This window comes from Thermobifida sp., from assembly GCF_017577275.1.
In the GTDB taxonomy this organism is placed as follows: Bacteria; Actinomycetota; Actinomycetes; order Streptosporangiales; family Streptosporangiaceae; genus Thermobifida; species Thermobifida fusca.
The window spans coordinates 22,690-46,511 of record NZ_PITY01000026.1 but is presented as its reverse complement, the minus strand read 5'-3'; the positions used below and the strand labels follow the sequence as shown (position 1 = coordinate 46,511).

Sequence of the window (23,822 nt, the reverse complement as noted above, 5' to 3'; positions counted from 1 at the left end):
CGGACGTATGCGACCGGAGTGAGGTTTACCGGTCGGCTTAGCGGATGAGCGACCAAGCTGCGGGATCGCCGGGGGTGTCGGTGAAGGCGTAGCGCAGCACGGTGGGGGTGAGGGCCAGCAGGGTGACCGAATTGGTGGCCCACACGCGGCCGTCCGGCAGTTCGAGCCGGGCGACCAGGGAGGTTCTGTCGTCCCCTCCCCCGCTTGCGGAGTGGGCGGTATCCGCAGCGGCTTCGTCTAGCAGGCGCACCCAGTCCCCCCAGATCTCGCGGATGTCCGACGAGGTGCGCAGCACGTCCTCGGACGGGGCAGGCCGGGTTGCAGCGAACCGTGGACCGTGCTGGGCGGCGCGCGGCGCGGTGGCGTCCAGCCCGGTGTTGACGACGACGGTCACGCCGGGCGCGAGTTTCTCCTCGGTCAGGTCGGAGCCGTCCCAGCTCACCAGGGCGGCTTGCTCGGGGTCGGCGATGACGAGGTGGAACGGGTCGAAGGCCCGCAGCTCGTCCCGGCCCAGGCCCAGGGTGCCCGTGGCGGCGGCCCGCAGCGGAAGCTCGCCCCGGCTGCGGCGGGTCACTCCCGGAGGCACGGTGGAGTCGAACACGGGCCGCCGTCCCGTAGCGGTGAGTTTCTCCACCCGCCCGTTGAGTATTGCGGCCACGCGCGGCGTTGCCGACTCAGGGGGTGCAACCGCCAGCCAGGTGCCGCCGGCCTGGGCGTCGCGACCACCGATGAGGTGCGGCCACTGCGGCCAGTGCTGTCCTGGCCGGTCAAACGGGCGGTCCACCATTTCGTCGCGGAGGGCGGCCAGCACAATCGGGACGGGAGCGGTGGGATCGAATCCCACAATGGCGGTACACATTGGGACTGCTCCTCAGTGTCACCGGGCAACGGGAGCGAACGCGCACCGTCAGCGTCTCCCGTAGGCTCTGGCTGCGCGCCGCGGCTCCGATTGTCGCAGCACGCTTTCTTCCAGTATGGGACGGGATGGTGGTCGATGGTCCAGCAGGACGGGCAGGCGGCGCTGCCGGAGGCTTCTGACGTCGGATTGACCTCTGCGCAGGCCGCGCAGCGGCTGGCTGCCGGACTAGGCAACGATGTTCCGGTGCGGGCCAGCCGCACCGTCGGGCAGATCATCCGGGCCAACGTCTTCACGCGGATCAACGCGATGGTGGCGGTGCTGTTCGGAGTGATCGCGGTCATCGGGCCGGTCCAAGACGGGCTGTTTGCCCTCGTCATCGTGATCAACACCCTGGTCGGCATCGTCCAGGAGCTGCGCGCGAAAAAGACCCTGGACTCGTTGGCGATCATCAATGCGGCCCGGCCGCGGGTGGTCCGCGACGGGGTAGCGGTGGAGGTGCGCCCCCAGGAGGTGGTGCTCGACGATGTGATCGAGCTGGGGTCCGGGGACCAGGCCGTGGTGGACGGGGTTGTGGTGTCCGCCTCCGGTCTGGAAGTGGACGAGTCGCTGCTGACCGGGGAAGCGGACCCGGTCCTCAAACAGCCCGGCGACCCGATCCTGTCAGGCAGTTTCGTTGTGGCGGGCAGCGGCCGGTTCCGGGCCACTCGGGTGGGCCGTGACGCATACGCGGCCCGGATCACGGAGGAGGCGTCCCGGTTCTCCCTGGTCCGTTCGGAGCTCCGCTCCGGGGTGGACCGGATCCTGCGGTTCATCACCTGGCTGCTGTTCCCTATCGGCGGTCTGCTGCTGTACAGCCAGTTGTTCTTGGATGCGCACGTCACCGCGGAAGTCTCGGCGGGCGGCACTATTTCCGGGCCGTTCGCGGATGCGTTGCGCGGCACGGTGGCCGCGCTGGTGTCGATGGTCCCGGAAGGGCTGGTGCTGCTGATCAGCATCGCTTTCGCGGTGGGGGTGATCCGGCTGGGACGGCGGCGCTGCCTGGTGCAGGAGCTGCCCGCGATCGAAGGGCTGGCCCGGGTGGACGTCGTCTGCACCGACAAGACCGGCACGCTCACCGAGGCGGGGATGCGGCTGGCGGAAGTACGGCCGTTGGACGCTGCCGCGGACGCGGACGCGTTGACCGAGGTGCTCGCCGCGCTTGCCGCGGCCGACCCGCACCCCAATCCGAGCATGGCCGCGATCCGCGACTCCTGCGGCACGCCCCCGGACTGGCCGGTGGCCGCGGTACGGCCGTTCTCCTCGGCACGCCGGTGGAGCGGGGCGAGTTTCACGACGCCGCAAGGGAAGCAGCATTGGGTGCTGGGTGCGCCTGAAGTGCTGGCGGACGCCGACTCGCCAGCGGTGGCGGCCGCTGCCCGGACGGCGGCGCAGGGCCTGCGAGTGCTGCTGCTGGGACGGGCCGCCGCAGCCGTAGACGGCCCTCACCAGGTGACCCCGATGGCCCTGGTCGTGCTCGAGCAGCGGGTGCGGCCCGACTCGGCGCCGACCCTCGACTACTTCGCCCGCCAGGATGTGGCGGTCAAAGTGGTCTCCGGGGACAACGCGGCCTCCGTGGCCGCGGTCGCCCACACTCTGGGGTTGCCCGGCGCAGACCAGCCGGTGGACGCCCGCGACCTCGCCCCGCAGGACGCAGATTTCGCGGAGAAGGTGGAGAAAGCGACCGTGTTCGGCCGGGTGTCCCCGGAGCAGAAGCGGTCCATGGTGGCGGCGCTCCAGCAGCATGGCCACACCGTGGCCATGACCGGGGACGGGGTCAACGACGTGCTCGCGCTCAAAGAAGCCGACATCGGGGTAGCCATGGGGTCGGGGAGTCCCGCGGCTCGGTCGGTCGCGCAGATCGTGCTGCTGGACGACCGGTTTGCGACCCTGCCGCACGTGGTCGCGGAAGGGCGGCGGGTGATCGGGAACATTGAACGGGTCGCCAACCTGTTCCTCACCAAAACCGTGTATTCGATGACGATGGCGACCGTGGTGAGCCTGCTGGCGGTCGCCTACCCGTTCTTCCCCCGCCACGCCACGCTCATCAACGCCGTCACGTTCGGAATCCCCTCGTTCTTCCTCGCGCTGGCGCCCACCACGGAGCGGGCCCGGCCGGGGTTTGTGGCGCGAACGCTGCGGCTGGCCGTGCCCGCAGGGCTCGTCAGTGGACTCGCCGCGATGACCACCTACTTCCTGGTGTTGGACGGGGCGGACACTCCCACGCTGGCCGACCGTACGGCGGTACTGATCACGCTGTGTGCCACCACGCTGTGGGTGCTGCTGCTCGTGGCCCGCCCTTATGTGTGGTGGAAGGCGGTGCTGGTCGCTGCCATGGTGGGGCTGCTGCTGGCAGCGCTGCTCACCCCCGTGGGGCAGGCGTTCTTCGCGTTGGATATGAGCGACCCCGCTGCGGTGGGCACCGCGTTGGCGGTGGCGGGGGTAGCGGCCGCGATCATCACCGTGATCCGCGTCGTGGACGCCCGGTGGCTCTCCCGGGAACGGGACACCCGGGATTCCTGAGCGTGCGGTCGGGATCAGATCGGCGGCCAGGGCAGCGCAGGCCAGTCCTCGGGAGGGTAGGGGTGGATGCGGTGCTCGCAGAGCACTTCGACGCGGCGCAGTGTCGCATACCGTTCCTGCGGGGTCAGGTGGCGGGCGAGGACACGGGCCACGTCGCTGCCCGGGTCCTGGAGCATCGCCCGAAGCGCGTCAAGCCGTACCACGGCCGGTTCGGGCAGCGGCTGCCCCGCCCACTGCCACAGCACGGTGCGCAGCTTGTACTCCGCGGAGAACGACACTCCGTGATCACAGCCGTAGAGGTGGCCGTCCGGGGTGGGCAGCAGGTGGCCGATCTTCCGGTCAGAGTTGTTGATGACCGCGTCGAAGACCGCCATCAGCCGCAGTTGGGGGTTGGTGCTGTCCCGGGCGAGCGCGACCAGGTCCACGCTGGTGTCCGCAGCGATCCACAACTGCACCATGCCGGGGCCGTGCGGGGCGTCCTCCCGGTAGACGGTGGGCGGGACGAGGTTCCAGCCCAATGCTTGGGACACCGCGTGCGCGGAGACCTCGCGTCCAGCGAGTGTGCCGTCCGGGAAGTCCCACAGCGGCCGCTCCCCCGCCACCGGTTTGTACACGCACGCCGCTGTCCGGCTACCGTCGGTCACCTCGCAGTACAGGGTGGTGTTGGAGGCTCCGGTAAGCCTGCCCAGCACGGTGAGACGCCCGTAGCGCAGCAGAGTGAGGTCCTCGTCGTCGGTGGGGCGGCCGTGCGGTGCCGCGGTCATGGAACTCCGTTTCGAGGGGACAACCAGCTACATGATGTGCACGGGACGGTAGCCATTCTGGCGCGGGCAGATGTGCCCGCCGGGGTCGAGGGGGTTGCCGCACAAGGGGCAGTTGGGGCGGCCCGCTGCGACCACGCGCCGCGCACGCTCCGCAAAAGCCCGGGCTTCCGCGGGGGTGAGGTGGACGCGCAGAACATCGTAGGGCACGTCGTCGGCGAACGCTTGTACTCGGGGGGATTCCCCGCTTTCGTCGGGTCCACGGAGCTGCTGGGCTTCCACGATGACCCGGCGGGTCTGCGCGTCCCAGGCGAGGGCCAGGGTGCCGACCCGGAACTCTTCCTCGATGGGGCGTTGCAGCGGGTCGTTGTCGCTTTCCGCAACCTCGTGCAGGTCGGGTGCGTCCCCGAACCGCCGGCGCACCTCCTCCAGGAGTTCCCCAACGCGTTCCGCCAGCGCAGCCACCTGTGCTTTTTCCAAGACGACGCTGGTGATACGACCGCCTTCCACCGCTTGGAGAAAGAAGGTGCGTTCCCCGGGCGGACCGACGGTGCCGACGACGAACCGGTCCGGGGAGTCGTACTGGTACAGGGGCATCGACGGGGACTCCGTGGCTGGGTCTGGGTTTGTGCTTGGTGGGCTTGACTCTTCCTTTTCTATCAGGCTTCTCCTGCCCCGCCACCGACGACGGCGTCCCCCGTGGCGTCCTCGGGGGGCCGCAGCCCTGCCGTGCCGCCTCCCACGTCGTTGATCCGGAGCACGAACGGGCGCAGCCTGGTGTAGCGGACCGCGCTCAGCGAGCACGGGTCGATCTGGATGCGCTGGAACTGGTCGAGGTGCAGGCCGAGCGCGTCAGCCAGAATCGCTTTGATCACATCCCCGTGGCTGCACACCAGGTAGACGGGCGTGTCGTGCTGGGCGAGCAGCCGCGTGTTGTAGTCGTGCACGGCCGAGACCGCGCGGTGCGCGGTCTCGGCGAGGCTTTCTCCTCCGGGGAAGCGCGCGGCACTGGGGTAGGCCTGGACGACCGGCCACAGGTCGTCCTTGGCAAGCTCGGTGAGGGGGCGTCCGGTCCACTCTCCGTAGCGACACTCTCCGAACCGCTCGTCCACGGTGACGGGCACGCCGACCGTGTCGGCGACCGCTTGTGCGGTTTCCACGCAGCGTTCCAGCGGGCTGCTGACAATGGCGTCCACGCGGAGGGACGCCAGCCGCTGCGCGAGCGCCGCTGCCTGGGCCCGGCCCCGCTCGTCCAAGTGGATGCCGGGCGTCCATCCTGCCAGTGTCTTCCCGGTGGCCGCGGTCAGACCGTGCCGCACCAGCAGGAGGGTCACGGCCGCGGTCCTGGATGAGTTCGCCATGCCCCGTACCCTAGTGAGTCGCTTCGGCTGCGGTCACCGAAGCCGCGCTGCCTTCGAACTCCGCTCCGGATTCGGGGGTCAGCACGCCGAAGCTGACCAGGGCGAGGATGAGGATGCCCAAGGCGATCCGGTAGTAGACGAACGGCATGAAGCTGTTGGTGGAGATGAACCGCATGAACCAGGCGATCACCGCGTAGCCGACAGCGAACGCCACCAGGGTGCCGACGATCGTGGCGCCCACGCCCGCGTACTCGTTGCCGCCGATGTCCTTGAGCTTGTAGAGCCCGGACGCGAACACGGCGGGCATGGCGAGCAGGAAGGCGTAGCGGGCGGCGGCTTCCCGTTTGAAACCCATGAGCATGCCACCGGTGACAGTGGCACCGGACCGGGAGACGCCGGGGATCAGCGCGAGCATCTGGAACAGCCCGTAGATGAGGCCGCGCTGGGCGTTGAGGTCGGTCAGTTCCCGGTGCTTGCGGGAGTAGCGGTCCACCATCCCCAGCAGGACGCCGAAGACGATCAGGGTGAGCGCGGTCAGCCGCAGGTCCCGGAAGGGCGCGCTGATCTGCTCTTCGAACAGCAGGCCCGCCACCCCGATGGGGATGCTGCCGATGATGACGTACCAGCCCATGCGCGCATCGATGTGTCGGCGCAGCTCCTTGTTGCCCAGGGAACGGAACCACGTCGCCAGGATGTTCCCCACGTCTTTGCGGAAGTAGATCAGCACGGCGAGCTCGGTGCCGATCTGGCTGACCGCGGTGAACGCCGCGCCGGGGTCTGGCCAGCCGGAGAAGGCCGCGACGATACGCAGGTGGCCGCTGGAGGAGATCGGCAGGAACTCGGTTAATCCTTGGACCAGCCCAAGGATGATGGCCTCGATGATGGACACGGCGGATTCGGCTCCTGGTCACAGAAGGGCGACATGATGGGGGGCGTGATGAGGACCGCACCGCGCAGTGCGGAAAGACCCGGGAAGCTTAGCGCGCACCGGGCGTCCACGTGTGGAAGAGCGGTATCGCTCGACTGTCGTGAGACGGTACTCTCCGCGCCATGGAACAGCGACATCTGGGCAGATCGGGCCTGTGGGTCTCCACCATCGCCCTAGGCACGATGACCTGGGGCGAGGATACCGAGGAGGGTGAGGCGGCCGACCTGCTCGCGACGTTTGTGGACGCGGGCGGCACACTCATCGACACCGCCGACATCTACCAAGGCGGGCAGGGAGAACGCATCCTCGGACGGTTGCTGCCCACCGTGGTTCGTCGGGACGACGTGATCATAGCGACCAAAGCGGGGCACTGTCTGGATCGTCGGCGTCCCAGCAACACTTCGCGGCGGCATCTGCTGGCCGCTTTGGAAGCGTCCCTGCGGCGGTTGCAGACCGATTACGTGGACTTATGGCAGCTCCATGTGTACGACCCCACCACGCCGCTGGAGGAAACTCTCGCAGCGGTGGACTCCGCGGTGGCGTCCGGGAAGGCGCGCTATGTGGGGGTGGGGCAGGTGACAGGCTGGCAGTTGGCGCGCTACGCCACCTGGCAGCAGGCGACGCTGGCGTCAGGCAGTTCCCCGATCGTGGCGGTGGGCACCGAGTATTCGCTGCTGAACCGGGAATGCGAGCGGGAGCTGCTGCCGGCCGCCAGAGCCTGCGGAGTGGGAATTCTCGCATGGTCGCCGCTGGGGCGCGGTGTGTTGACCGGCAAGTACCGTACCGGGGTGCCCCGCGATTCGCGGGGCGCGAGCGCGCACATGGCGTCGTTTGTGGAACCCTACTTGGATGAGCAGGGCCGCCGTATCGTGGAGTCGGTGTACACGGCCGCGCAAGGACTGGGCGTGCCCCCGTTGGGGGTGGCGTTGCGTTGGGTGCTCAGCCAGCCGGGGGTGGCTGCGGCGTGCGTGGGGCCGCGCACGGTCGCCCAGTTGTCGGAGATCCTGGCCGCGGAGAACGTGGTGCTGCCCCGGGAGATCAGCGAGGCGCTCGCTGACGCGTCGGCTGCCGCGGTGTGACCGCGGGCCGCGGCTTTGGTTGCGGCGCCGTGAAGCGGAGCGCGCGCCCCACTAAGCTCACGGGGGTGGCTTTCCGCCCGTGTCCGGTCTGAGCCTGTGAGGTTCCCTACCGTGGTCGATCCCTCCCCTGCTGTCCTGGACGATGCTGTTGCGCGGACGCGTGAGGCGCTCACCCGCATGGGGGCGCCTGACCGGCTGGCGGCCCCGCTGGTGGCCGTGCTCGGCCCGGACGCTGCCGCGCGGCTCACCGCTGACCCGTGGCAGTTGCTGGAACTCTCGTCGGTCACCCCTCGCCAAGCGGATTTCTGTGCGCGCACGCTGCTCGGCGCCGCGGCCCGTCCCGACGATCCGCGGCGGGTGCGTGCCCTCGTGGTCCGCCTGGTGCGGCGCGCTGCCCGGGAAGGGCATACCGCGGTCGAGTACGCCCGGGTCGCGCGGGCGCTGCGCAGCCTGGGGGTGACGGCGCCGGACGCGGCAGGGCAGGCGGCCGCTGAGGACGACCGGGTGCGACTCATCGAGGACATGCCGGAGGAGGGGGACGACAGCGAGTTCGACGGTGACCTGCCGGAGCCTCCCGCCCCCGACCGGTTCCTCGCGTTGGCGTCCCTGGGGGAAGCCGAACAGCGGCTGGCCCGGGAGCTGGTCCGGTTGACCGCGAGCGAGCCGATCATGGACTCGGCGACCGCGGCGGAGACCGTGCAAGCGGCGGCGGAGAAGGCAGGCCACGACCCCGCACCCGAGCTGGTGGCCGCCCTAGTCACGGTGGCGTTGCGCGGCGTCACTGTGGTGATGGCCGGGCCTGCGGCGCAGGAGGCGCGGCTGGCGACGATCCGCTATGCCGCGGCGATCGCCGTGGAGAGCCAGACAGGGATGGCACTGCTTACCCCCCAGGCGAGCGGGGCGGCCGCTCTCAACCGGGTGCTGGCCGAGGAAGGGATACGGGCACGCACGGTGGCCGCGGCCTTGGACGATCACGCTCTTGCCGAGTGCGGCCTGGTCGTGGTCGACCGGGCCACGGCACTGGACACGGAGACGTTCGCGGCCCTGGCTGCGGCCTGCCCCGGGCACGCGCACTTGGTGCTTCTGGCTGATCCCGCACAGCTGCCTTCGGCGGGGCCCGGGCAGGTGGTAGCCGATCTGATCGCTTCGCGGACTGTGGCGGTGGCTGCCCTGCCGGACGATGCCCGGCCGACGGCGCAGGCGGCGCTGACCGCTGAGGTCGGCGCGGGTCGGCTGCCGGAGCGGGTGGATGCTCCCGGGCACGAGGTGGTGGTCGTGCCGACCGGGTCGGCGGAGGAGGCCGTGCACCGCACCCTGCAGCTGGTGACGGATTCCATTCCCCGTACGTTCGGTGTAGACCTCGCCCAGGTGCAGGTGGTCACGGCGGCTCCCGACGGTCCGGCCGGTGCTGCCGAGCTCAACGCGGTGTGCAAGGCCCGGTTCAACCCTGGTCCGGGTCTGGTGGGGGGCCTGGATGTGGGCGACCGGGTGCTGTTGGCGGGCCGCGGCCACGGATATGCGCCCGGGGACACGGGTGTGCTGCGCGGGCAGAGCGGGGCCAGCAGCATCGTCGAGCTGGCTGACGGCTCCACGGTCACGGTGACCCAGGCGGCCCATCTGCGCCCGGGGTGGGTGGTGCCGCTGGCGGCCGCACTGGGTGGCACGTGGCCTGCCGTGGTCGTGGTGTTCACCCCGGATGCGGCGCTGTCGCGTCCAGCGGTGCGCACCGCGCTGGCTTTGGGGGAACGGCACGTGTCGATCGTCAACGCGGCCGGGGACGCGCTTGCGAAGGCGGTGCGCGGTGTTCCTGACGTCTCCCGGGCAACCCGGCTGGTGCGGCTCCTCCGCGAGGGGTGAGGCTGTGGGGACTTCCGGGCGCTTGAGGACGCTTCGGGCGTCTGGAGTTGAACCGGTGCAGGCCGCTGGCCGGTTTAGAGGCGGTCCAGGAAACCGCCGTCGACCACCAGGTTGGCGCCGGTGATGAAGCTCGCGGCCGGGCTGGCGAGGAACGCGACCGCCCGGGCGACTTCCTCGGGGCGGCCGAGCCGACCGAACGGGATGCGGGCCCGCACACTCGCGTAGTAGTCGGGGTCGGTGTCCCGCCGCCGGGCCCAGCTGCCGCCTTCGAACTCGATGGGGCCGGGAGAGACGATGTTGACCCGCACGCCCCGGGGTGCCAGCGCCCGGGCCAAGGCGGTGGCGTGGTGGTTGAGGGCTGCTTTGACCGCGCCGTAGGGCTTGGGACCGGACGGTGCGGTGACGTGCAGCGCAGAAGTGCTGGAGATGAGGATGACTGCGCCGCCGCGTTGGGAGGAGGCGAGGTGTTCTTGTGCTTGGTCGGTGAGGACCGTGAACGGCAGGATGTCGGTGCGCAGGGCTCCTTCCCATCCCACGGCGCCGCCGCCGGAGACGTTGGAGACGACCACGTCGAGGCCGCCGAGTTCGGCTGCTGCCTCGTCGACGAACGCGCGCAGCGCCGGGGCGTCGGCGACGTCCACTTCCCGGGCCATGACGATCGCGCCGGTCTCGCGCAACTGTCGTGCCGCGACTTCCAGCGGTGCCCGGGTGCGGGCGCAGATCGCCAGGTTGGCGCCTTCTTCAGCGAAGACTTGAGCGATCGCCCGGCCGATCCCCCGGCTTGCTCCGGTGACCAGCACCGCGGCACCACGCAGTCCCAGCTCCATGCCCGTCTCCTCTCGTCCGTGCCCGTACGTCGGCTCCCGGGACGCGACTACCCGGGAGCCGACCGTTCACCGGATCATGCGCCGGTGGAGTGGAATCCTCCGTCGACGTGCACGATCTCCCCGGTTGTGGCGGGGAACCAGTCCGACAGCAGGGCCACGACCGCGCGGGCCGCGGGTTCCGGGTCGGTGATGTCCCAGCCCAGCGGGGCGCGCTTCGGCCATTCCGCGGCCAGCTCCTCGAAGCCGGGGATGCTGCGGGCTGCCATGGTGTTCAGCGGCCCGGCCGAGACCAGGTTGACCCGGATCTTCTGCTCACCGAGGTAGCGGGCAAGGTAGCGGGCGGTGGAGGCCAGTCCGGCCTTGGCCACGCCCATCCAGTCGTAGATGGGGTAGGAGACGCTGTTGTCGAAGTCCAGCGCCACCACCGAGCCGCCGTTCTTCATCAGCGGCAGCAGCGCGGTCGTGAGGGATTTGAGGGAGAACGTGGACGTGTGGAGCGCGGTAGCGACGTGCTCCCAGCGGGTGTTGAGGAAGTTGCCGCCGAGCGCCTCCTGCGGGGTGTAGCCGATGGAGTGGACGATGCCGTCGAGCCCGTCGACGTGCTCGGCGACCCGGTCGGCGAGGGTGTCGAGGTGCTCGTCGTTGGTGACGTCCAGTTCGAGAACCGGCGGGGGTTCGGGCAGCCGCTTAGCGATCCGCTCCACGAGAGTGAGCCGACCGTATCCCGTGAGGACCACGGTGGCCCCCTGCTCCTGGCACAGCCGTGCCACGTGGAAGGCGATGGAGGAGTCGGTCAGGACGCCTGTGACCAGGATGCGTTTGCCTTCGAGAATTCCCATGCGTTGTCTCGTTCCTTGACGGGTGGCTGGTGTGGACAGAGTCAGTGGCCCATGCCGAGGCCGCCGTCGACGGGGATGACCGCACCCGTGATGTAGCCGGCGTCCTCGCTGGCGAGGAACCGCACGGCTTTCGCCACGTCGGCGGTGGTGCCGTACCGGCCCAGCGGCACGTTCTTCTTGATCTCCTCCTGGCGTTTCTCGGGCAGCGCCGCGGTCATGTCGGTCTCGATGTAGCCGGGGGCGACCACGTTGACGGTGATGTTGCGGGACCCGAGTTCCCGGGCGAGCGAGCGGGCGAAGCCCACGAGCCCGGCCTTGGATGCGGCGTAGTTCGCCTGTCCCGGCGACCCGGCCAGGCCGACCACGGAGGAGATGAGGATGATGCGGCCACTGCGTTTACGCATCATGCCGCGCACTGCGCGCTTGGCCACCCGGAACGCGCCGGTCAGGTTGGTGTCGAGCACCGCGTTGAAGTCTTCTTCGCTCATGAGGGCCAGCAACTGGTCCTTGTTGATGCCCGCGTTGGCGACCAGGACCTCGACCGGGCCGTGGGCCTCCTCCACCTGCTTGAAAGCGGCGTCCACCTGGGCGCTGTCGGTGATGTCGCATTGGACCCCGAACAGTCCTTCCGGGGGCTGCCCGGTGCGGTAGGTCACCGCGACGTCGTCGCCCGCTTCCTTGAGCTCCCTGGCGATGGCCAGACCGATTCCGCGGCTGCCACCGGTGACCAGAACCGAGCGAGACATGACGGCACCTCCGAAACCCTGCCAGGCAGAAACAACAGACGTGTGTGGAACGCACAGCAGAGTATCCACCTACCGCCGGGTAGCCCCAACCCGGTGCGCGGCGGACCGGGTTGGGCGGGGTGCAGCCGAGGAGTTGTGCCGCGGCTGCCCGGGGCCTGCTGCGCGGCGGGCCTCAGGCGGAGAGACGGGCGAGGCCGCCTTCGACGAGGACTGGCACGACCTGGCCGATGTATTCGAAGTTGCTGCCGACGGTCTTGCCTTGGACGTAGCGGTAGTGGATGCCTTCCAGGATGACGGCGAGTTTGAAGAACGCTAGGCCGGTGTACCAGTCGAGCCGGGAGATGTCGCGGCCGGAGCGTTCCGCGTAGCGGGCGATGAGCTCGTCGGTGGTGGGGAAGCCGGGGGCCCGGTGCACGTCGCTGGGCCCGGGGGTGGCGAGGATCTCGTCGCTGAAGTAGACGAGCATGAGCCCGAGGTCGGTGAGCGGGTCGCCGAGGGTGGACATCTCCCAGTCCAGGACGGCGGTGATCCGGTCGTCGGTGTCGACGAGCACGTTGTCCAGCCGGTAGTCGCCGTGCACGATGGCGGCTGCCCCCGACTCCGGCACGGTGTCGGCGAGGCGGGCACGCAGCTCGTCGATGCCGGGCAGGTCGCGGCTGCGGGAGGCGTCGAGTTGTTTGCCCCAGCGGCGGACCTGGCGTTCGAGGAAACCGTGCGGGCGGCCGAAGTCGGCGAGTCCGACGGCCGCGGGGTCCACCGAGTGCAGGGCGGCGAGGGTGTCGATCAGCCGCAGCGCGATGTCGCGGGTGCGGTGCGGACCTCTGCTGGCGAGCTGGTCTGCCCGGCGGAGCGGGGTGCCCGGCACGAACTCCATGATGTAGAAGCGGGCGCCGATGACGGAGGTGTCTTCGCAGAGCGCGACTACAGCGGGGACGGGAACGTCGGTGTCGGCGAGCGCAGAGATGACCCGGTATTCGCGGGCCATGTCGTGCGCGGTGGGCAGGACGTGGCCGAGCGGGGGGCGGCGCACAACCCACCGTGTGGTGCCGTCGGTGACGGAGTAGGTGAGGTTGGAGCGTCCCCCTTCGATGAGTTCCCCGGTCAACGGACCGGTGACCAGACCGGGCCGCACCTCGTCGAGGTAGGCGTGCAGCCGCTGCAAGTCCAGCCCAGGCGGGTTCTCCACACTCATCGCCACTCCTCTACCAATTGACCGACTGGCCGGTATCTCACTGGGCAACAGGAATATACCCTGAGCGCTCTTACCGGAGAGACCACGGGACTCCAGGAACATACCGTCCAGTCAGTCTGGTATTTTCGGGGTGGTGCGCGGAGCTGTTCCCACCAGGCTTCCTCCCCGCCGCCATCCAGCCGAGTCCCCCTTGCTGCGCCGCCCTCTCCGCGCCCCTGGACGCATTGTTTCCGCGGCTCACCCACCCCGTGCGGCTAGCACGGAAAAGCCAACCGCCGCCCTCGGTCACCCCGAGCACGAATCCACGCGAAAATCCCGCAACAATCGCGCTGAAATACTCCGCCGCTATCGGAAAGAAAAAGATTTCCGGCACGCGACACCGGGCCGGGATCTCCCATTCCGCGTAGCGGGAACCTCCAGGGAGCAATCCGCGTCTTCCCCGGAAAAGACCGGGACCCTCTCTTTGGCGCAGCGGGCCTTGAAAGAATCCGCCCGGTTTTCTTACGAGACGGGCCTTCCCGTTTCTTCGCAGTGTTTTAGCCGCTGCAGTGGACAGGGCTCATAAAGGCGGGACTCACGTCCCGCACGCACCGCTACCGGCCGCTGCCCTCACACCAGCCCGGCGTCGTGGGCGAGAATCGCGATCTGCACCCGGTTGTTCTTCTCCAGCTTGGTCAGAATACGGCTGACATGGGCTTTGACCGTGGCCTCGCGCATGCCGAGCTCTGCCGCGATCTCCGCGTTGGACAACCCGCGGGCCACACCGACCAGCACTGCGCGCTCCCGTTCGCTCAACACTTCCAACCGCCGGGCCGCCTCCGCGGCACTGTTCCCGCTAGGAGCCGCGAACCGCTCCAGCATGCGCTTGGTGACACTGGGCGCGAGCATCGCGTTACCCTCGTACACGGTGCGCACCGCAGTGATCAGGTCCCGCGGCGGAGTGTCCTTGAGCAGGAACCCCACGGCTTTGGCCCGCAACCCGCGGTGCACGTACTCGTCCAAGTCGAACGTGGTGAGCAGCACCACTTTGGGCGCGTTGGGGAGTTCCGCGAGATGCGCGGCAGCGGTCAGCCCGTCCATGCCCGGCATGCGGATGTCCAGCAGCACCACATCGGGCTGCAACTTCCGCGCCAAGGCCACGGCCTCGGCACCGTCCGCGGCCTCCCCCACGACCTCCAGGTCAGGCGCGGACTCCAGGATCATCCGCAGTCCGGAACGTACCAGTTGCTCGTCGTCGACCACGAGAACCGAGATCACGAGATCTCCTCTGCAGGACGGGGAGTTTCGGTGGGAGCCGCGGGGATGATAGCGCGCACCCACCACCCGCCGTCTGCAAGTGGACCCGCCACAAAAGTTCCCCCGACGAGAGCCAGCCGCTCCCGCAGGCCGATCAGGCCGTACCCGCTGTCAGGCACGGGATTGGCGACCTTCACCGTGGCAGGGCCGTTGACAACGGTAACGGTCAGCGCGGTCCTCCCGTAGTCGATCCGGACGTCGATCTCCGCCCCCGGGGCGTGCTTGACCGCATTGGTGAGCGCTTCCTGCACCACCCGGTATGCGGTGCGTTCCACTTGGGCGTTCAACGGGCGCGGAGTTCCCGTCGTGGTGAGGTCGACGTTGGCCCCGGCAGCGCACGCGGCGTCGATCAGGCTGCCCACATCGTCCAAAACCGGCTGGGGGGCGGTAGGCGCCGCCTCCCCGTTCCGCAGCACGCCGAGGATCTCCCGGAGTTCGCTGAGCGCTTCCCGGCCGGTCGTGCGGATCAGTTCCGCGATCTCAGCGGTACGCTCATCCGGCGCGGAGACTTCCAGACCGCCCGCGTGCAGCACCATGAGGCTCACCCGGTGGGCGACGACGTCGTGCATCTCCCGGGCGATCCGGGTGCGTTCCGCAGCGATCGCGGTCTCCGCGCGCAGATGCTGCTCCCGTTCCAACCGTTCGGCGCGCTCCCGCAAGTTCTCCACGAGCTGCCGGCGCGTCCCCACCCACATACCGAAAAAGAGAGGGAGCAGGATGAACGTGACTCCCAGCGGGATGATGAGGAACGGCTCCCACATGGTGTAGACGAACGCCAGCGCCGCGCTGTGGGCGGCCGCCCACAGCGCGAGCGGGCGCCACCGGTTGGTGAACCACGCCGCATAGCTGTACAGCGCGACAGGCGCTGCCCAGACGTTCCCGAACAGCACGATCAGCAGCAGGCTCGACGCCAGCAGCAGTTCGGGGCGGCGGCGGCGGACCAGGATGGCTGCTGCGACCAGGCAGGGGATGACCAGGATGAGCTGGGCACCCACGAGCATCGCGGCGACCGGGGAGACCTCATAGAGCTGGCTCGGCAGGTAACCCAGACCCCACTCCCCGCGTTCGCTAGCGACGACGGAGATAGCCATCCCCCCGACGATCAGAGGGAAGAAAAATATCGCGTAGCCGACATCGGCCAGCGTGAAGCGGTGCTGCTTGCCCCACTGCCACGCCGCGTACACCCGTTCGCCCCACCGCCGTGTCATACCTGAGAGTCTAAAAGCCTGGTTAACAGGGCTTCTTCCCCCTGAAGACGGGATTCCCGGATCGACGAAAGTTGGTGGTGCCGTTCTTCGAAAGTCGGTTTCCCGCCGTTTCTCCCCTTTCTTTCGGGGACGCAGGAATCGCCTGCGCGGCGGAGATTCTCGGGGAGTGCGCGGATTTAGCGTCGAGGTATCTGACGTTGTTCTGTTCCATCTCGACGAGGGAGAACCACCGTGCCTACACCCCCCGCACCTTCGGGGACCGCGGAGCCCCACGCTGTTGTCGTCCAAGGACTGACCAAGGTCTATCCGACCGGGGGAGAACCGGTCCGTGCCTTGGACGGGGTGGACGTGTCCTTCGCACGAGGCGCGTTCACCGCGATCATGGGGCCCTCCGGTTCCGGGAAATCCACGCTCATGCACTGCATGGCCGGGCTGGACACGCCCACGTCCGGTTCGGTGCGCCTCGGGGCAACGGAACTGACCGCTTTGAGCGACAAGCAGCTGACGCTGCTGCGGCGCGACCGGATCGGTTTCGTCTTCCAGTCGTTCAACCTGCTGCCGATGCTCACTGCGCGGCAGAACATCCTGCTCCCCTCCCAGATCTCCAAGCGCAAAGTCGACCCGGAGCGGTTCCGCCACATCGTGGAGGTCACCGGCCTCGCCGACCGGTTGGAGCACCTGCCCGCCAAACTGTCGGGCGGCCAGCAGCAGCGGGTGGCGGTGGCCCGGGCCCTCGTGGGCTCCCCTGAAGTGCTCTACGCCGACGAGCCCACCGGCAACCTCGACTCCCGTTCCGGCGCGGAAGTGCTGTCCTTCCTCCGCGACTCGGTCCGCGAACTAGGGCAGACCATCGTGATGGTCACCCACGACCCGATCGCCGCCTCCTACGCCGACCGGGTGGTGTTCCTGCGGGACGGCCGGGTGGTCGACGACGTCACCCACCCCACCCCGCAGCTCATCCTCGACCGGCTCGCTGGACTGGAGGGCTGACCCGTGCTGCGCACTACACTGGCTGGGCTGCGTTTCGCGTGGCGGCGGCTGATAGCCACCTCTCTCGCCATCATCCTGGGTGTCGTCTTCGTCACCGGCACCCTCGTCTTCGGCGACTCCCTGCACCGCAGTTTCACGGTGCAGGCAATGGGCTCCATGGACCGGGTCGACGTCATCGCCCTCGCCACGGGAACTTCGGCCGACGAAGACGAGCCACCGCTGCTGGACGAGTCGGCGTTGCGCCGCGTCCGCGAGCTTCCCGAAGTCGCTGCAGCTACGGGAGCCGTCATCGGATCCGCGCCGCTGCTGGACGAGCAAGGGCGCGCCCTGGGCACGGTTCCCACGGTGGGCATCTCTGTGGGGGGCGACGTCCCGCGTTACGACGCGGTTGAAGGACGCCTCCCCAGCACCGCAAACGAAGTGGCGCTCGCCACAGCCACCGCGGCGAGCAGCGGTTTCGAGGTAGGCGACACGGTCACCGTGCTCGACCCGGAAGGCACCAAACACGACTTCACAGTGACCGGGGTGATCGACTTCGGACCGGAGACCTCGATCAGCTACCGGGGCGCGGTCGCCTTCACCCTCGACACCGCCCAGCGGATGACCGGAGTTACTGGATACCGGGAGATCTACGTGCGTGCCGCCGAAGGGGTGCCCGCGGATCAAGCGGAATCCGCGGTGGCCGACGCCCTAGGCGCGGACGCTGACGTGTACACCGGCCGCGAGTACGGGGAGAAACTGGCGAGCACAGCGGGAGTCCAGGCGAGAATCTTCACCACGGCACTGCTGCTGTTCGCGGCCGTTTCGGTGTTCGTTGCCGCGCTGGTGATCCACAACACGTTCACGATCCTGGTGGCCCAACGGCAGCGGGAACTGGCGCTGCTGCGCTGCGTGGGCGCCACCCGCGGCCAGGTCTTCCGCGCTGTCCTGGTGGAAGCGCTCGTGGTGGGGATGGCTGCCTCCGCGGTCGGGGTCGTCGCGGGGATCGGGCTCGGTTGGGGCGCATTCGCCCTCGGAGAGCGCTTCATCACCGATTCGACGACGTCGAGCCCGCTGGTCATCACCGCTGTCCCGATTGTGGTGGGCCTGCTCGTCGGGGTGCTGTCCAGTGTGGCATCCGCGCTGCACCCCGCGGTGCGCGCCACCCGCGTCCCCCCGCTGGCTGCCCTGCGGAGCAGTGCGCTGACCGAGGAGCAGAACCGGCGTGTCGGCTGGCTGCGGGCCGTTACCGGCTCGCTGTTCCTCCTCGGCTCGGCAGCGCTGCTGACGGTGGCGCTGCGCTTGGAGCCGAACCAGATCGCCATGATCCTGGTGGTGGCCTCAGGCCTGGTGTGCTTCGTCGGCGTGGCAGTGTGGGCGCCGTTGATCGTGCGTGGTGTTATCACCGTCCTGGGCTGGCTGGTACGGCGTTTCGGGGTGCCTGCGTCGCTAGCCGTAGACAATGCGCTGCGGGCGCCGCGGAGGGCAGCGGCCGCGATGATCGCGTTGACGGTCGGCACCACCCTGATCACCGGCTACTCGGTGGTCAACGCTTCGATGCTCGACACGCTGGAGACCCGCCTCGATGAGCAGTTCCCCGTCGACTACATGATGGTCACCCAGCTCGACCCGGACCAGGCAGGCCAGTACCAGGAGCTGCCCGCTGAAGTCGTGGCGGAGCTGCGGTCCTCTCCGGCGATCTCCACCGTGGTCACCCAGCGCACCGAACAGGACGACAACAACACGCCGGTGACGGCCTTCCCGCACGCGAAGCTCGGCACGGACATCGGGGAAGCACAGGAAGGGGACCTGGCTGACGTGGTCCCGGGAACGGCTGCGATCTCGGAGAACCTCGCCCAGAAGCACGAGGTCGGCATCGGGGACTCGCTGTCCTTGCACACCGAGCACGGCGACCTGTCCCCCACGGTGGTGGCCATCCTGCCTGCCGGCGGCGGAATTCTCGGTGTGCTCGTCTCCGTCGACGACTTCGAGCGGCTCTTCCCGGACGTGCCGGACTCCCAGGCCTACATCACGGCTGCCGCGGACGCCTCCCCCAAGGAAGTGACCGACGCGGTCAACGCGGCGATCGCTGACTACCCGCAAGTGCAGGTCGCCAACGTCTCCCAGATGAAGCTGGAGTTCGAAGAACTCCTCAACTCCGTGTTCCTCGTCATCCTCGCCTTGCTGGGGCTGGCGGTCATCATCGCGGTGTTCGGGGTCGCCAACACGCTGGCGCTGTCCGTGCTGGAGCGGAGCCGCGAGTCGGCGCTGCTGCGCGCGCTGGGGCTGACTCGGCCGCAGTTGCGTCGCATGCTCGCCGTGGAGGCAGTGCTGCTCTCCGTGACGGGCGGTGCGCTGGGGATCGCCCTGGGCCTGCTGTTCGGGTGGGCCGCGGGGAAAGTCACCCTCATGGGCTTGATCTTCACGGTCCCTGTCGCGGAGATCGCTGGCCTGGTGGCGGTGGCGGTCGTGGCTGGCCTGCTTGCCGCGGTGCTTCCCGCGCACCGCGCCTCCCGGGTCTCGGTCACCGAGCAGTTGGCTGCCCAGTAGCCGCTGTCGTGGGCGTGCCCCGGCGCCCTGCCAGGGTGCCGGGGCGCCGCGCTGCTGTCCTGCGGTGGCGGCTCGCTGCGCGCTTTTCCGGCCTCTCTGGGGCTCCCTGATCTAGATTTGCCTGGTGGGGAGGATGCGGGGAGGGTGGATGAGGAGGTTTCAAGTCCGGGCGCACCGCCGCGGTGCGGGCTGGGAACTCCACATTGAAGGGGTGGGGGCAGCGACGGCAGCGAAGGTGACCCAGGCTGAAGCGGTGGCGCGCGAGTCGATCGCCGCTGCGCTGGGGGTCCCGGACGACTCGTTTGCCGTGGACGTCGTGGTCTGCCTCGCCCCGGAGATCGAGGCGATGATCCGGCAGGCGCGGGAGGCTGCCCGCCAGGCAGCACAGGCGCAGCAGGAAGCAGCGCGGCAGGCCCGCGCGGTCGTCGCCCGGCTTCACAGGGAGGGGTTGAACGGCCGGGAGATCGCCTACTGTCTGGGGGTCACGCCGCAGCGGGTGTCGCAACTGCTGGGCGGTGTGGGGCGGCAGAAGGCCGCCAAGCCTTTCTGACCGTGCCCGGCGCGGCCTGGTTCAGGTGCGGTGCCGGGAGCGGGCCCGCTCGTGGCGGAGCAGGAGGAAAGGACGCAGCGCTGACTCGACCTGGACTGCCAGGTCCATTTTGCTGTGGCCTTCAGCGCGGTCCTCGAAGTGGATGGGGATCTCCACGATCTTCTGGCCGCGGCGGTAGGCGCGGAAGTGCATTTCCACTTGGAAGCTGTAGCCGCTGCTGTGGATGCTGGGCAGGTCGATGGCTTCGAGCGCGCTGCGCCGCCACACTTTGAACCCGGACGTGATGTCGCGGAGCGGCATCGCCAGGATCGCCTTGACGTAGGCGTTGGCCCAGGTGCTGAGCAGGCGGCGGCGCAGTCCCCACTCCTGCGACAGGCTGCCGCCCGCCACGTACCGGCTGCCGATGACCACTCCCGCATTGGTGGACAGCATGGTGCCCAGCAGTTGCGGAAGGTAGAACGGCGGGTGGGAGAGGTCGGCGTCCATCTGGGCGACGAACTCTGCGCCGTCGGCGAGGGCGCGGGTCATGCCCGCCACGTAGGCCCGGCCGAGCCCGTCCTTAGCGGTGCGGTGCACGACCGTGATCCGCCCCGGATACGCGGCAGCAAGCTTGTCGGCGAGCTCACCGGTGCCGTCCGGTGAGTTGTCGTCCACAACGACGAGACGCAGCTCCGGCAAGGGGAGCGCCAAAACCTGTTCGACGAGGACCGGCAGGTTCTCCGCCTCGTTGTAGGTGGGGACGACGACACTCAGCCGAGAGCGGGACCACGGTTCGGGGAGTGTGACCGCAACAGGCATGGCAACGAGCCTCCAACTATCGGACTCGGCTCAGCGTAGCGGCTTTCTCTTGCCTGCGGGTAGCAGCGCTGGGACGTACCGCTACCGGCCCCGGTCGGGGTCGGGCACCGCCACATGCACGGTGGTTCCCATGTCTTCGAAGGTCAGCAGTACTTCCGGGTCGGCGTTGCTGTCGGTCACCAGGTGTTCAATGGACTCGGGGGCGACGGTCTGCACCATGGTGTCGGTCCCCAGCCGGGTGTGGTCGACCAGCACGATCACTTCTTCGGCGCAGGCAGCGAGTGCCTGGTCCACTCCGGCGATCGCCGCGTTCGAGGTGCTCACCCCCCGCTCCGCGGTGACCCCGTGTCCGGTGAGGAAAGCGCGGCGCACCCGCAGCCCTTCCAACGCCTGTTCGGCGGCCCCGCCGACGAGCGCCAGGTCAGCGCCGCGCAGGATTCCCCCGGTGACGACTACTTCTACTTCAGGAGCGTCTGCCAGGATCTGGGCGTTGCGCAGCGAGTTCGTCACCACGGTCAGGCCGCGGCGGCGGACCAGTTCGGCGGCCAGTGCCGCGGTCGCCTCGCCCGGGCCGAGGACGATCGCGTCTCCTTCCGCGACCAGGGTTGCGGCGGTGCGGGCGATCGCCACCAGTTCCGGGGTGGTGGTCTGCTCCTGGCTGCGCCGACCCTGGTAGCCGGGAAGAGAGGCGCCTCCCCTGCGGCGGTCCAATACTCCTTGGGCTTCCAGGACCCGGACGTCCCGGCGGACTGTCACCTCGGAGACCTGGAGTTCATGGGCCAGGTCGCGGAGGGCCATCGTGCCGTGGGCGCGCAACAGTTCCACGATGAGTTCCCGGCGCCGGGCGGCGAACGCGGGCCGGTCCTGCACCGTCATCTTTCCACCCCTCACTCCCCTCAGACCCGATGCGGGTTGAGGATGATCATAGGGGGCATTCATCAGCAAAAACGGACCCCGTGGGCGCGCAGGGTCTGTTCTATCGCCTCATCGTCCGCGTAGTCGGCGGGGTGCACTGCGCTCTCCGGGACCTCCCCCAGTGTCAGGGCAAGGATAAACAGGATGACGAAGACGACGAAACCAGCGAGAGCGCCGATGCCGAGCAGGATCAGCGGTGACATGCCGACCTTCCTCTCACGACCTCAGCGGACGCATTCCCCCTTTATCCGGTTCTTACACGCGTCGTGGGCGAGGTCAGCAGAAGATAGCGCGGGGGACAGGACGGACTGCCTGATCCCCCGCGAGGTCATGCCGTAGCGTCCACGGAAGCGTTGCGCGTGGCGACTGCTCCGCGCAGCGCGGGCGCCACGACGGCGATCCCCAGGCACAGCACGGCTGGGACCACCAGCGCCATAGCGATGTCGATGGTGTGCGCGACCGCGCCGATCGCGACCGGGCCGCTCAACAGGCCCACTTGGCCCATGCCGGAGACGAAGCTGAGGTTGCGGCCCGCGCGCCGCGGGTCGTACTCCACGGCCGCACCGAACACGTGCGGGATGATGCAGGACAGTCCGGCACCCATGAGAGCGAACCCGGCGATCCCGGTCCCTGCCCACGGGGTGGCCAGGATCAGGGTCAGTCCTGCGGTGGCCACCAGCGCGCCGCCGCGCACGATCGCCACTGCGCCCAGGGTGGCGGTGAGCCGGTCGCCGACCAGGCGGCCCGCCGCCATGAGGGCGGAGAATGCGGAGAAGCCGAGGGCGGCTACGGCCCCGGACGCGCCCCGTGCGTCGTGCAGGTAGACCGCGGCCCAGTCGGTGACGGAGCCTTCGGCGAGCATGCAGCAGAACGCTGCCACCCCGAACAGGACGATCCGCCACGGTATCCCCCGTTGCGGTCGCGGTGGGGCTGGGGTGGGGCGGGTAGCGGCCACGGTGTCCACGTCGCGGCCCCGCAGCAGCCACGGGCGCACCCCAAGGGCGAGCCCTGCCATGGCCAGCGCCACGGCAGCGAAGGTGAGCGGCGCGGCCACGTCGAAGTAGGCGGTGGCGCCGCCCACGGCTGCTCCGGTGAAGCCGCCGATGGAGAAAGCGGCGTGGAAGGAGGCCATGATGGGGCGTCCGTAGCGCCGCTCTACCCGGGCCGCGTGCACGTTCATCGGCACGCCCAGGAGTCCGCTGCCGAGCCCGACCGCGACCAGTGCGGTGAACAGGTAGGGCAGGGAGTTGGCGAATCCTGGGCCGATGAGGGTGAGGGAGGCAAGCAGCGCTGCGGGCGGCATCACTGCGCCGCTGCCGTAGCGGTCCACCATGCGCCCGGCCAGTTGCATGGCGGCCAGCGAGCCGACCGCCATACCGAGCAGGGCCAGGCTCAGCTCGCCGTCGTTGAGGCCGGCGCGCTGCTTGACCTCGGGGATACGGGATGCCCAGACCGCGATGATCATGCCCGCGATGAAGAAGTGGGCGACCACGGCGATGCGGGCGCGACGGAGCCGGGAGGTTCGCTCCCGGAGCAGCTTGACGGAAACGGGCAGACGGAATTCGTGCTGGTTCTCAGCCACGGCTCACCAATCCGATGGGGGGTAGCAGGGACAGCCTGGACCGCAGGGTCGCGGCGATCGCAGGCGGGACGGTGGACTGCGGCGGACGACCGCCGCGGGGACCGGCGGGACCCTGTAGGGACCGGTGTCCGGTCAGTCAGACGCGGTGGACCGCCACTCCGGCGGCCCGGATCTCGGTGACGCTGTCGTCGGACGCACCAGTGTCGGTGACCAGCACGTCAAAGTCGCTGACGGGGCCGACATGGCCCATGGTCACCTGGCCGATCTTGGTGGAGTCGGCGGCCAGGACGACCTGCTGCGCCGACCGCATCGCAGCCCGTTTGATGGCGACGTCGGCCAGGTCGTAGGCGGTGACCCCGTCGGCCAAGGAGAGCCCGCAACAGCTCAGTACAGCAGTGTCGAAGCGGACCGCGGCCAAAGAGGCCTCGGTCAGCGGACCGGTCATGGCCAGTTCTCCGGAACGCACTTCTCCCCCGGGCATGAGGAGCCGGACCGTGGTGCTCTCGCTGAGCACCGCTGCCGCTTGCAGCGACAGCGGCATCACGGTGACGTGCCGTTCTGCGAGAGCACGGGCGACCTCCACGACGGTGGTGCCCCGGTCCAAGAGGACCGCCTGCCCGTCGCTGATGAGTTCGCCCACGGCCTGGCCGATGCGCTTCTTCGCGTCGACGGCCATGCGCTCCCGGATGGCGTAGGGCGGTTCCTGGCCACGTGGTAGGAGGCTGACTGCACCCCCGTGCACGCGCCGCAGGACGCCCTTATCCGCCAGGTGGTCCAGGTCACGGCGGATGGTCATCTCCGAATGGCCGGTGAGTTCGGCAAGTTCGGCAACGCTCACCTCCCCTTCAGCCCGGAGGCGAGCCACGATGAGGTCCATCCGCTCTGCACTGTCCACGACTCAATTCAAACACAGAACTTGTTCGTTTTCGCCTTATTAGGCGATTTT

22 protein-coding genes are annotated in these 23,822 nt (G+C 69.1%); 6 read left to right on the top strand and 16 right to left on the bottom strand.

The window, feature by feature from the left end; genetic code table 11:
* Window positions 1-37 precede the first annotated feature (37 nt).
* Window positions 38-859 (bottom strand): NRDE family protein, encoded by an 822-nt coding sequence (locus CW348_RS13250; protein ID WP_061783705.1) that lies wholly within the window; start codon window positions 857-859, stop codon window positions 38-40.
* 135 nt (window positions 860-994) lie between these two features.
* On the opposite strand from CW348_RS13250, the gene CW348_RS13245 reads away from it, so the two are divergent.
* Window positions 995-3,418 (top strand): HAD-IC family P-type ATPase, encoded by a 2,424-nt coding sequence (locus CW348_RS13245; protein WP_104612825.1) that lies wholly within the window; start codon window positions 995-997, stop codon window positions 3,416-3,418.
* A gap of 14 nt (window positions 3,419-3,432) precedes the next feature.
* Here CW348_RS13245 and CW348_RS13240 read toward each other — a convergent pair whose 3' ends face one another.
* The 4 genes from CW348_RS13240 to CW348_RS13225 form a co-directional block, all read right to left on the bottom strand.
* The gene (locus tag CW348_RS13240; protein ID WP_061783709.1) at window positions 3,433-4,182 is read right to left on the bottom strand and encodes an SCO1664 family protein; all 750 of its coding nucleotides are present in this window, start codon (window positions 4,180-4,182) and stop codon (window positions 3,433-3,435) included.
* 27 nt (window positions 4,183-4,209) lie between these two features.
* Window positions 4,210-4,776, bottom strand: a complete 567-nt coding sequence (locus tag CW348_RS13235; protein ID WP_011292260.1) for a DUF3090 domain-containing protein — start codon at window positions 4,774-4,776, stop codon at window positions 4,210-4,212.
* A gap of 62 nt (window positions 4,777-4,838) precedes the next feature.
* On the bottom strand, window positions 4,839-5,540 hold the full coding sequence (locus CW348_RS13230; protein WP_011292261.1) for a histidine phosphatase family protein: 702 nt from the start codon (window positions 5,538-5,540) through the stop codon (window positions 4,839-4,841).
* Between the two features lie 10 nt (window positions 5,541-5,550).
* Complete coding sequence (locus CW348_RS13225) at window positions 5,551-6,429, bottom strand: undecaprenyl-diphosphate phosphatase (RefSeq protein WP_011292262.1); 879 nt, start codon at window positions 6,427-6,429, stop codon at window positions 5,551-5,553.
* Between the two features lie 161 nt (window positions 6,430-6,590).
* On the opposite strand from CW348_RS13225, the gene CW348_RS13220 reads away from it, so the two are divergent.
* Together CW348_RS13220 and CW348_RS13215 are read left to right on the top strand one after the other, a co-directional pair.
* Window positions 6,591-7,547 carry an aldo/keto reductase gene (locus CW348_RS13220; RefSeq protein WP_011292263.1) on the top strand — a complete coding sequence of 319 codons (957 nt, stop codon included), beginning with the start codon at window positions 6,591-6,593 and terminating at the stop codon, window positions 7,545-7,547.
* A 111-nt stretch (window positions 7,548-7,658) separates the two neighbouring features.
* Entirely contained in the window at window positions 7,659-9,404 is a 1,746-nt protein-coding gene (locus CW348_RS13215) for an AAA family ATPase (RefSeq protein ID WP_104612824.1), read from the top strand.
* A 74-nt stretch (window positions 9,405-9,478) separates the two neighbouring features.
* Here the strand turns inward: CW348_RS13215 and CW348_RS13210 are convergent, their stop codons facing one another.
* The 6 genes from CW348_RS13210 to CW348_RS13185 all read right to left on the bottom strand — a co-directional run bounded on the left by CW348_RS13210 (window position 9,479) and on the right by CW348_RS13185 (window position 15,512).
* A complete protein-coding gene (locus CW348_RS13210; RefSeq protein ID WP_011292265.1) occupies window positions 9,479-10,231 on the bottom strand; it encodes an SDR family NAD(P)-dependent oxidoreductase in 753 nt (250 codons plus the stop codon).
* Between the two features lie 74 nt (window positions 10,232-10,305).
* Complete coding sequence (gene fabI / locus CW348_RS13205) at window positions 10,306-11,070, bottom strand: enoyl-ACP reductase FabI (protein WP_011292266.1); 765 nt, start codon at window positions 11,068-11,070, stop codon at window positions 10,306-10,308.
* A gap of 41 nt (window positions 11,071-11,111) precedes the next feature.
* Window positions 11,112-11,816: a 3-oxoacyl-[acyl-carrier-protein] reductase gene (gene fabG / locus CW348_RS13200; protein ID WP_011292267.1), complete on the bottom strand. Its 705-nt coding sequence runs from the start codon at window positions 11,814-11,816 to the stop codon at window positions 11,112-11,114.
* A 172-nt stretch (window positions 11,817-11,988) separates the two neighbouring features.
* Window positions 11,989-13,008 carry a phosphotransferase family protein gene (locus CW348_RS13195; RefSeq protein ID WP_011292268.1) on the bottom strand — a complete coding sequence of 340 codons (1,020 nt, stop codon included), beginning with the start codon at window positions 13,006-13,008 and terminating at the stop codon, window positions 11,989-11,991.
* Between the two features lie 609 nt (window positions 13,009-13,617).
* Window positions 13,618-14,265: a response regulator transcription factor gene (locus CW348_RS13190; RefSeq protein WP_011292269.1), complete on the bottom strand. Its 648-nt coding sequence runs from the start codon at window positions 14,263-14,265 to the stop codon at window positions 13,618-13,620.
* Window positions 14,262-15,512 carry a sensor histidine kinase gene (locus CW348_RS13185; protein ID WP_011292270.1) on the bottom strand — a complete coding sequence of 417 codons (1,251 nt, stop codon included), beginning with the start codon at window positions 15,510-15,512 and terminating at the stop codon, window positions 14,262-14,264. Before CW348_RS13185 ends, CW348_RS13190 begins: the two co-directional genes overlap by 4 nt.
* 231 nt (window positions 15,513-15,743) lie before the next feature.
* Here CW348_RS13185 and CW348_RS13180 point away from each other — a divergent pair, with 231 nt between their 5' ends.
* From CW348_RS13180 to CW348_RS13170, 3 genes are all read left to right on the top strand, one after another.
* Window positions 15,744-16,502: an ABC transporter ATP-binding protein gene (locus tag CW348_RS13180; RefSeq protein WP_011292271.1), complete on the top strand. Its 759-nt coding sequence runs from the start codon at window positions 15,744-15,746 to the stop codon at window positions 16,500-16,502.
* 3 nt (window positions 16,503-16,505) lie between these two features.
* Window positions 16,506-19,031 carry an ABC transporter permease gene (locus tag CW348_RS13175; protein WP_011292272.1) on the top strand — a complete coding sequence of 842 codons (2,526 nt, stop codon included), beginning with the start codon at window positions 16,506-16,508 and terminating at the stop codon, window positions 19,029-19,031.
* 148 nt (window positions 19,032-19,179) lie between these two features.
* Window positions 19,180-19,581, top strand: coding sequence for a hypothetical protein (locus CW348_RS13170; protein WP_011292273.1), 402 nt, complete (start codon window positions 19,180-19,182; stop codon window positions 19,579-19,581).
* Window positions 19,582-19,602: 21 nt separating this feature from the next.
* On the opposite strand, the gene CW348_RS13165 is transcribed toward CW348_RS13170, so the two are convergent.
* The 5 genes from CW348_RS13165 to CW348_RS13145 form a co-directional block, all read right to left on the bottom strand.
* Window positions 19,603-20,379, bottom strand: coding sequence for a polyprenol monophosphomannose synthase (locus CW348_RS13165; RefSeq protein ID WP_287463899.1), 777 nt, complete (start codon window positions 20,377-20,379; stop codon window positions 19,603-19,605).
* A gap of 81 nt (window positions 20,380-20,460) precedes the next feature.
* Complete coding sequence (locus tag CW348_RS13160; RefSeq protein ID WP_011292275.1) at window positions 20,461-21,255, bottom strand: DeoR/GlpR family DNA-binding transcription regulator; 795 nt, start codon at window positions 21,253-21,255, stop codon at window positions 20,461-20,463.
* A gap of 62 nt (window positions 21,256-21,317) precedes the next feature.
* Window positions 21,318-21,497 carry a hypothetical protein gene (locus tag CW348_RS13155; RefSeq protein WP_011292276.1) on the bottom strand — a complete coding sequence of 60 codons (180 nt, stop codon included), beginning with the start codon at window positions 21,495-21,497 and terminating at the stop codon, window positions 21,318-21,320.
* A 125-nt stretch (window positions 21,498-21,622) separates the two neighbouring features.
* Window positions 21,623-22,876, bottom strand: coding sequence for an MFS transporter (locus CW348_RS13150; RefSeq protein WP_011292277.1), 1,254 nt, complete (start codon window positions 22,874-22,876; stop codon window positions 21,623-21,625).
* A 136-nt stretch (window positions 22,877-23,012) separates the two neighbouring features.
* On the bottom strand, window positions 23,013-23,771 hold the full coding sequence (locus tag CW348_RS13145) for a DeoR/GlpR family DNA-binding transcription regulator (protein ID WP_038043852.1): 759 nt from the start codon (window positions 23,769-23,771) through the stop codon (window positions 23,013-23,015).
* Between the last annotated feature and the right edge of the window lie 51 nt (window positions 23,772-23,822).

What these genes read in the sequence shown, in the direction of transcription:
- CW348_RS13250 (WP_061783705.1), bottom strand. Translation starts at nt 859, where the DNA reads ATGTGTACCGCCATTGTGGGATTCGATCCCACCGCTCCCGTCCCGATT.
- CW348_RS13245 (WP_104612825.1), top strand. Translation starts at nt 995, where the DNA reads ATGGTCCAGCAGGACGGGCAGGCGGCGCTGCCGGAGGCTTCTGACGTC.
- CW348_RS13240 (WP_061783709.1), bottom strand. Translation starts at nt 4,182, where the DNA reads ATGACCGCGGCACCGCACGGCCGCCCCACCGACGACGAGGACCTCACT.
- CW348_RS13235 (WP_011292260.1), bottom strand. Translation starts at nt 4,776, where the DNA reads ATGCCCCTGTACCAGTACGACTCCCCGGACCGGTTCGTCGTCGGCACC.
- CW348_RS13230 (WP_011292261.1), bottom strand. Translation starts at nt 5,540, where the DNA reads ATGGCGAACTCATCCAGGACCGCGGCCGTGACCCTCCTGCTGGTGCGG.
- CW348_RS13220 (WP_011292263.1), top strand. Translation starts at nt 6,591, where the DNA reads ATGGAACAGCGACATCTGGGCAGATCGGGCCTGTGGGTCTCCACCATC.
- CW348_RS13210 (WP_011292265.1), bottom strand. Translation starts at nt 10,231, where the DNA reads ATGGAGCTGGGACTGCGTGGTGCCGCGGTGCTGGTCACCGGAGCAAGC.
- fabI (WP_011292266.1), bottom strand. Translation starts at nt 11,070, where the DNA reads ATGGGAATTCTCGAAGGCAAACGCATCCTGGTCACAGGCGTCCTGACC.
- fabG (WP_011292267.1), bottom strand. Translation starts at nt 11,816, where the DNA reads ATGTCTCGCTCGGTTCTGGTCACCGGTGGCAGCCGCGGAATCGGTCTG.
- CW348_RS13195 (WP_011292268.1), bottom strand. Translation starts at nt 13,008, where the DNA reads ATGAGTGTGGAGAACCCGCCTGGGCTGGACTTGCAGCGGCTGCACGCC.
- CW348_RS13185 (WP_011292270.1), bottom strand. Translation starts at nt 15,512, where the DNA reads ATGACACGGCGGTGGGGCGAACGGGTGTACGCGGCGTGGCAGTGGGGC.
- CW348_RS13170 (WP_011292273.1), top strand. Translation starts at nt 19,180, where the DNA reads ATGAGGAGGTTTCAAGTCCGGGCGCACCGCCGCGGTGCGGGCTGGGAA.
- CW348_RS13165 (WP_287463899.1), bottom strand. Translation starts at nt 20,379, where the DNA reads ATGCCTGTTGCGGTCACACTCCCCGAACCGTGGTCCCGCTCTCGGCTG.
- CW348_RS13160 (WP_011292275.1), bottom strand. Translation starts at nt 21,255, where the DNA reads ATGACGGTGCAGGACCGGCCCGCGTTCGCCGCCCGGCGCCGGGAACTC.
- CW348_RS13155 (WP_011292276.1), bottom strand. Translation starts at nt 21,497, where the DNA reads ATGTCACCGCTGATCCTGCTCGGCATCGGCGCTCTCGCTGGTTTCGTC.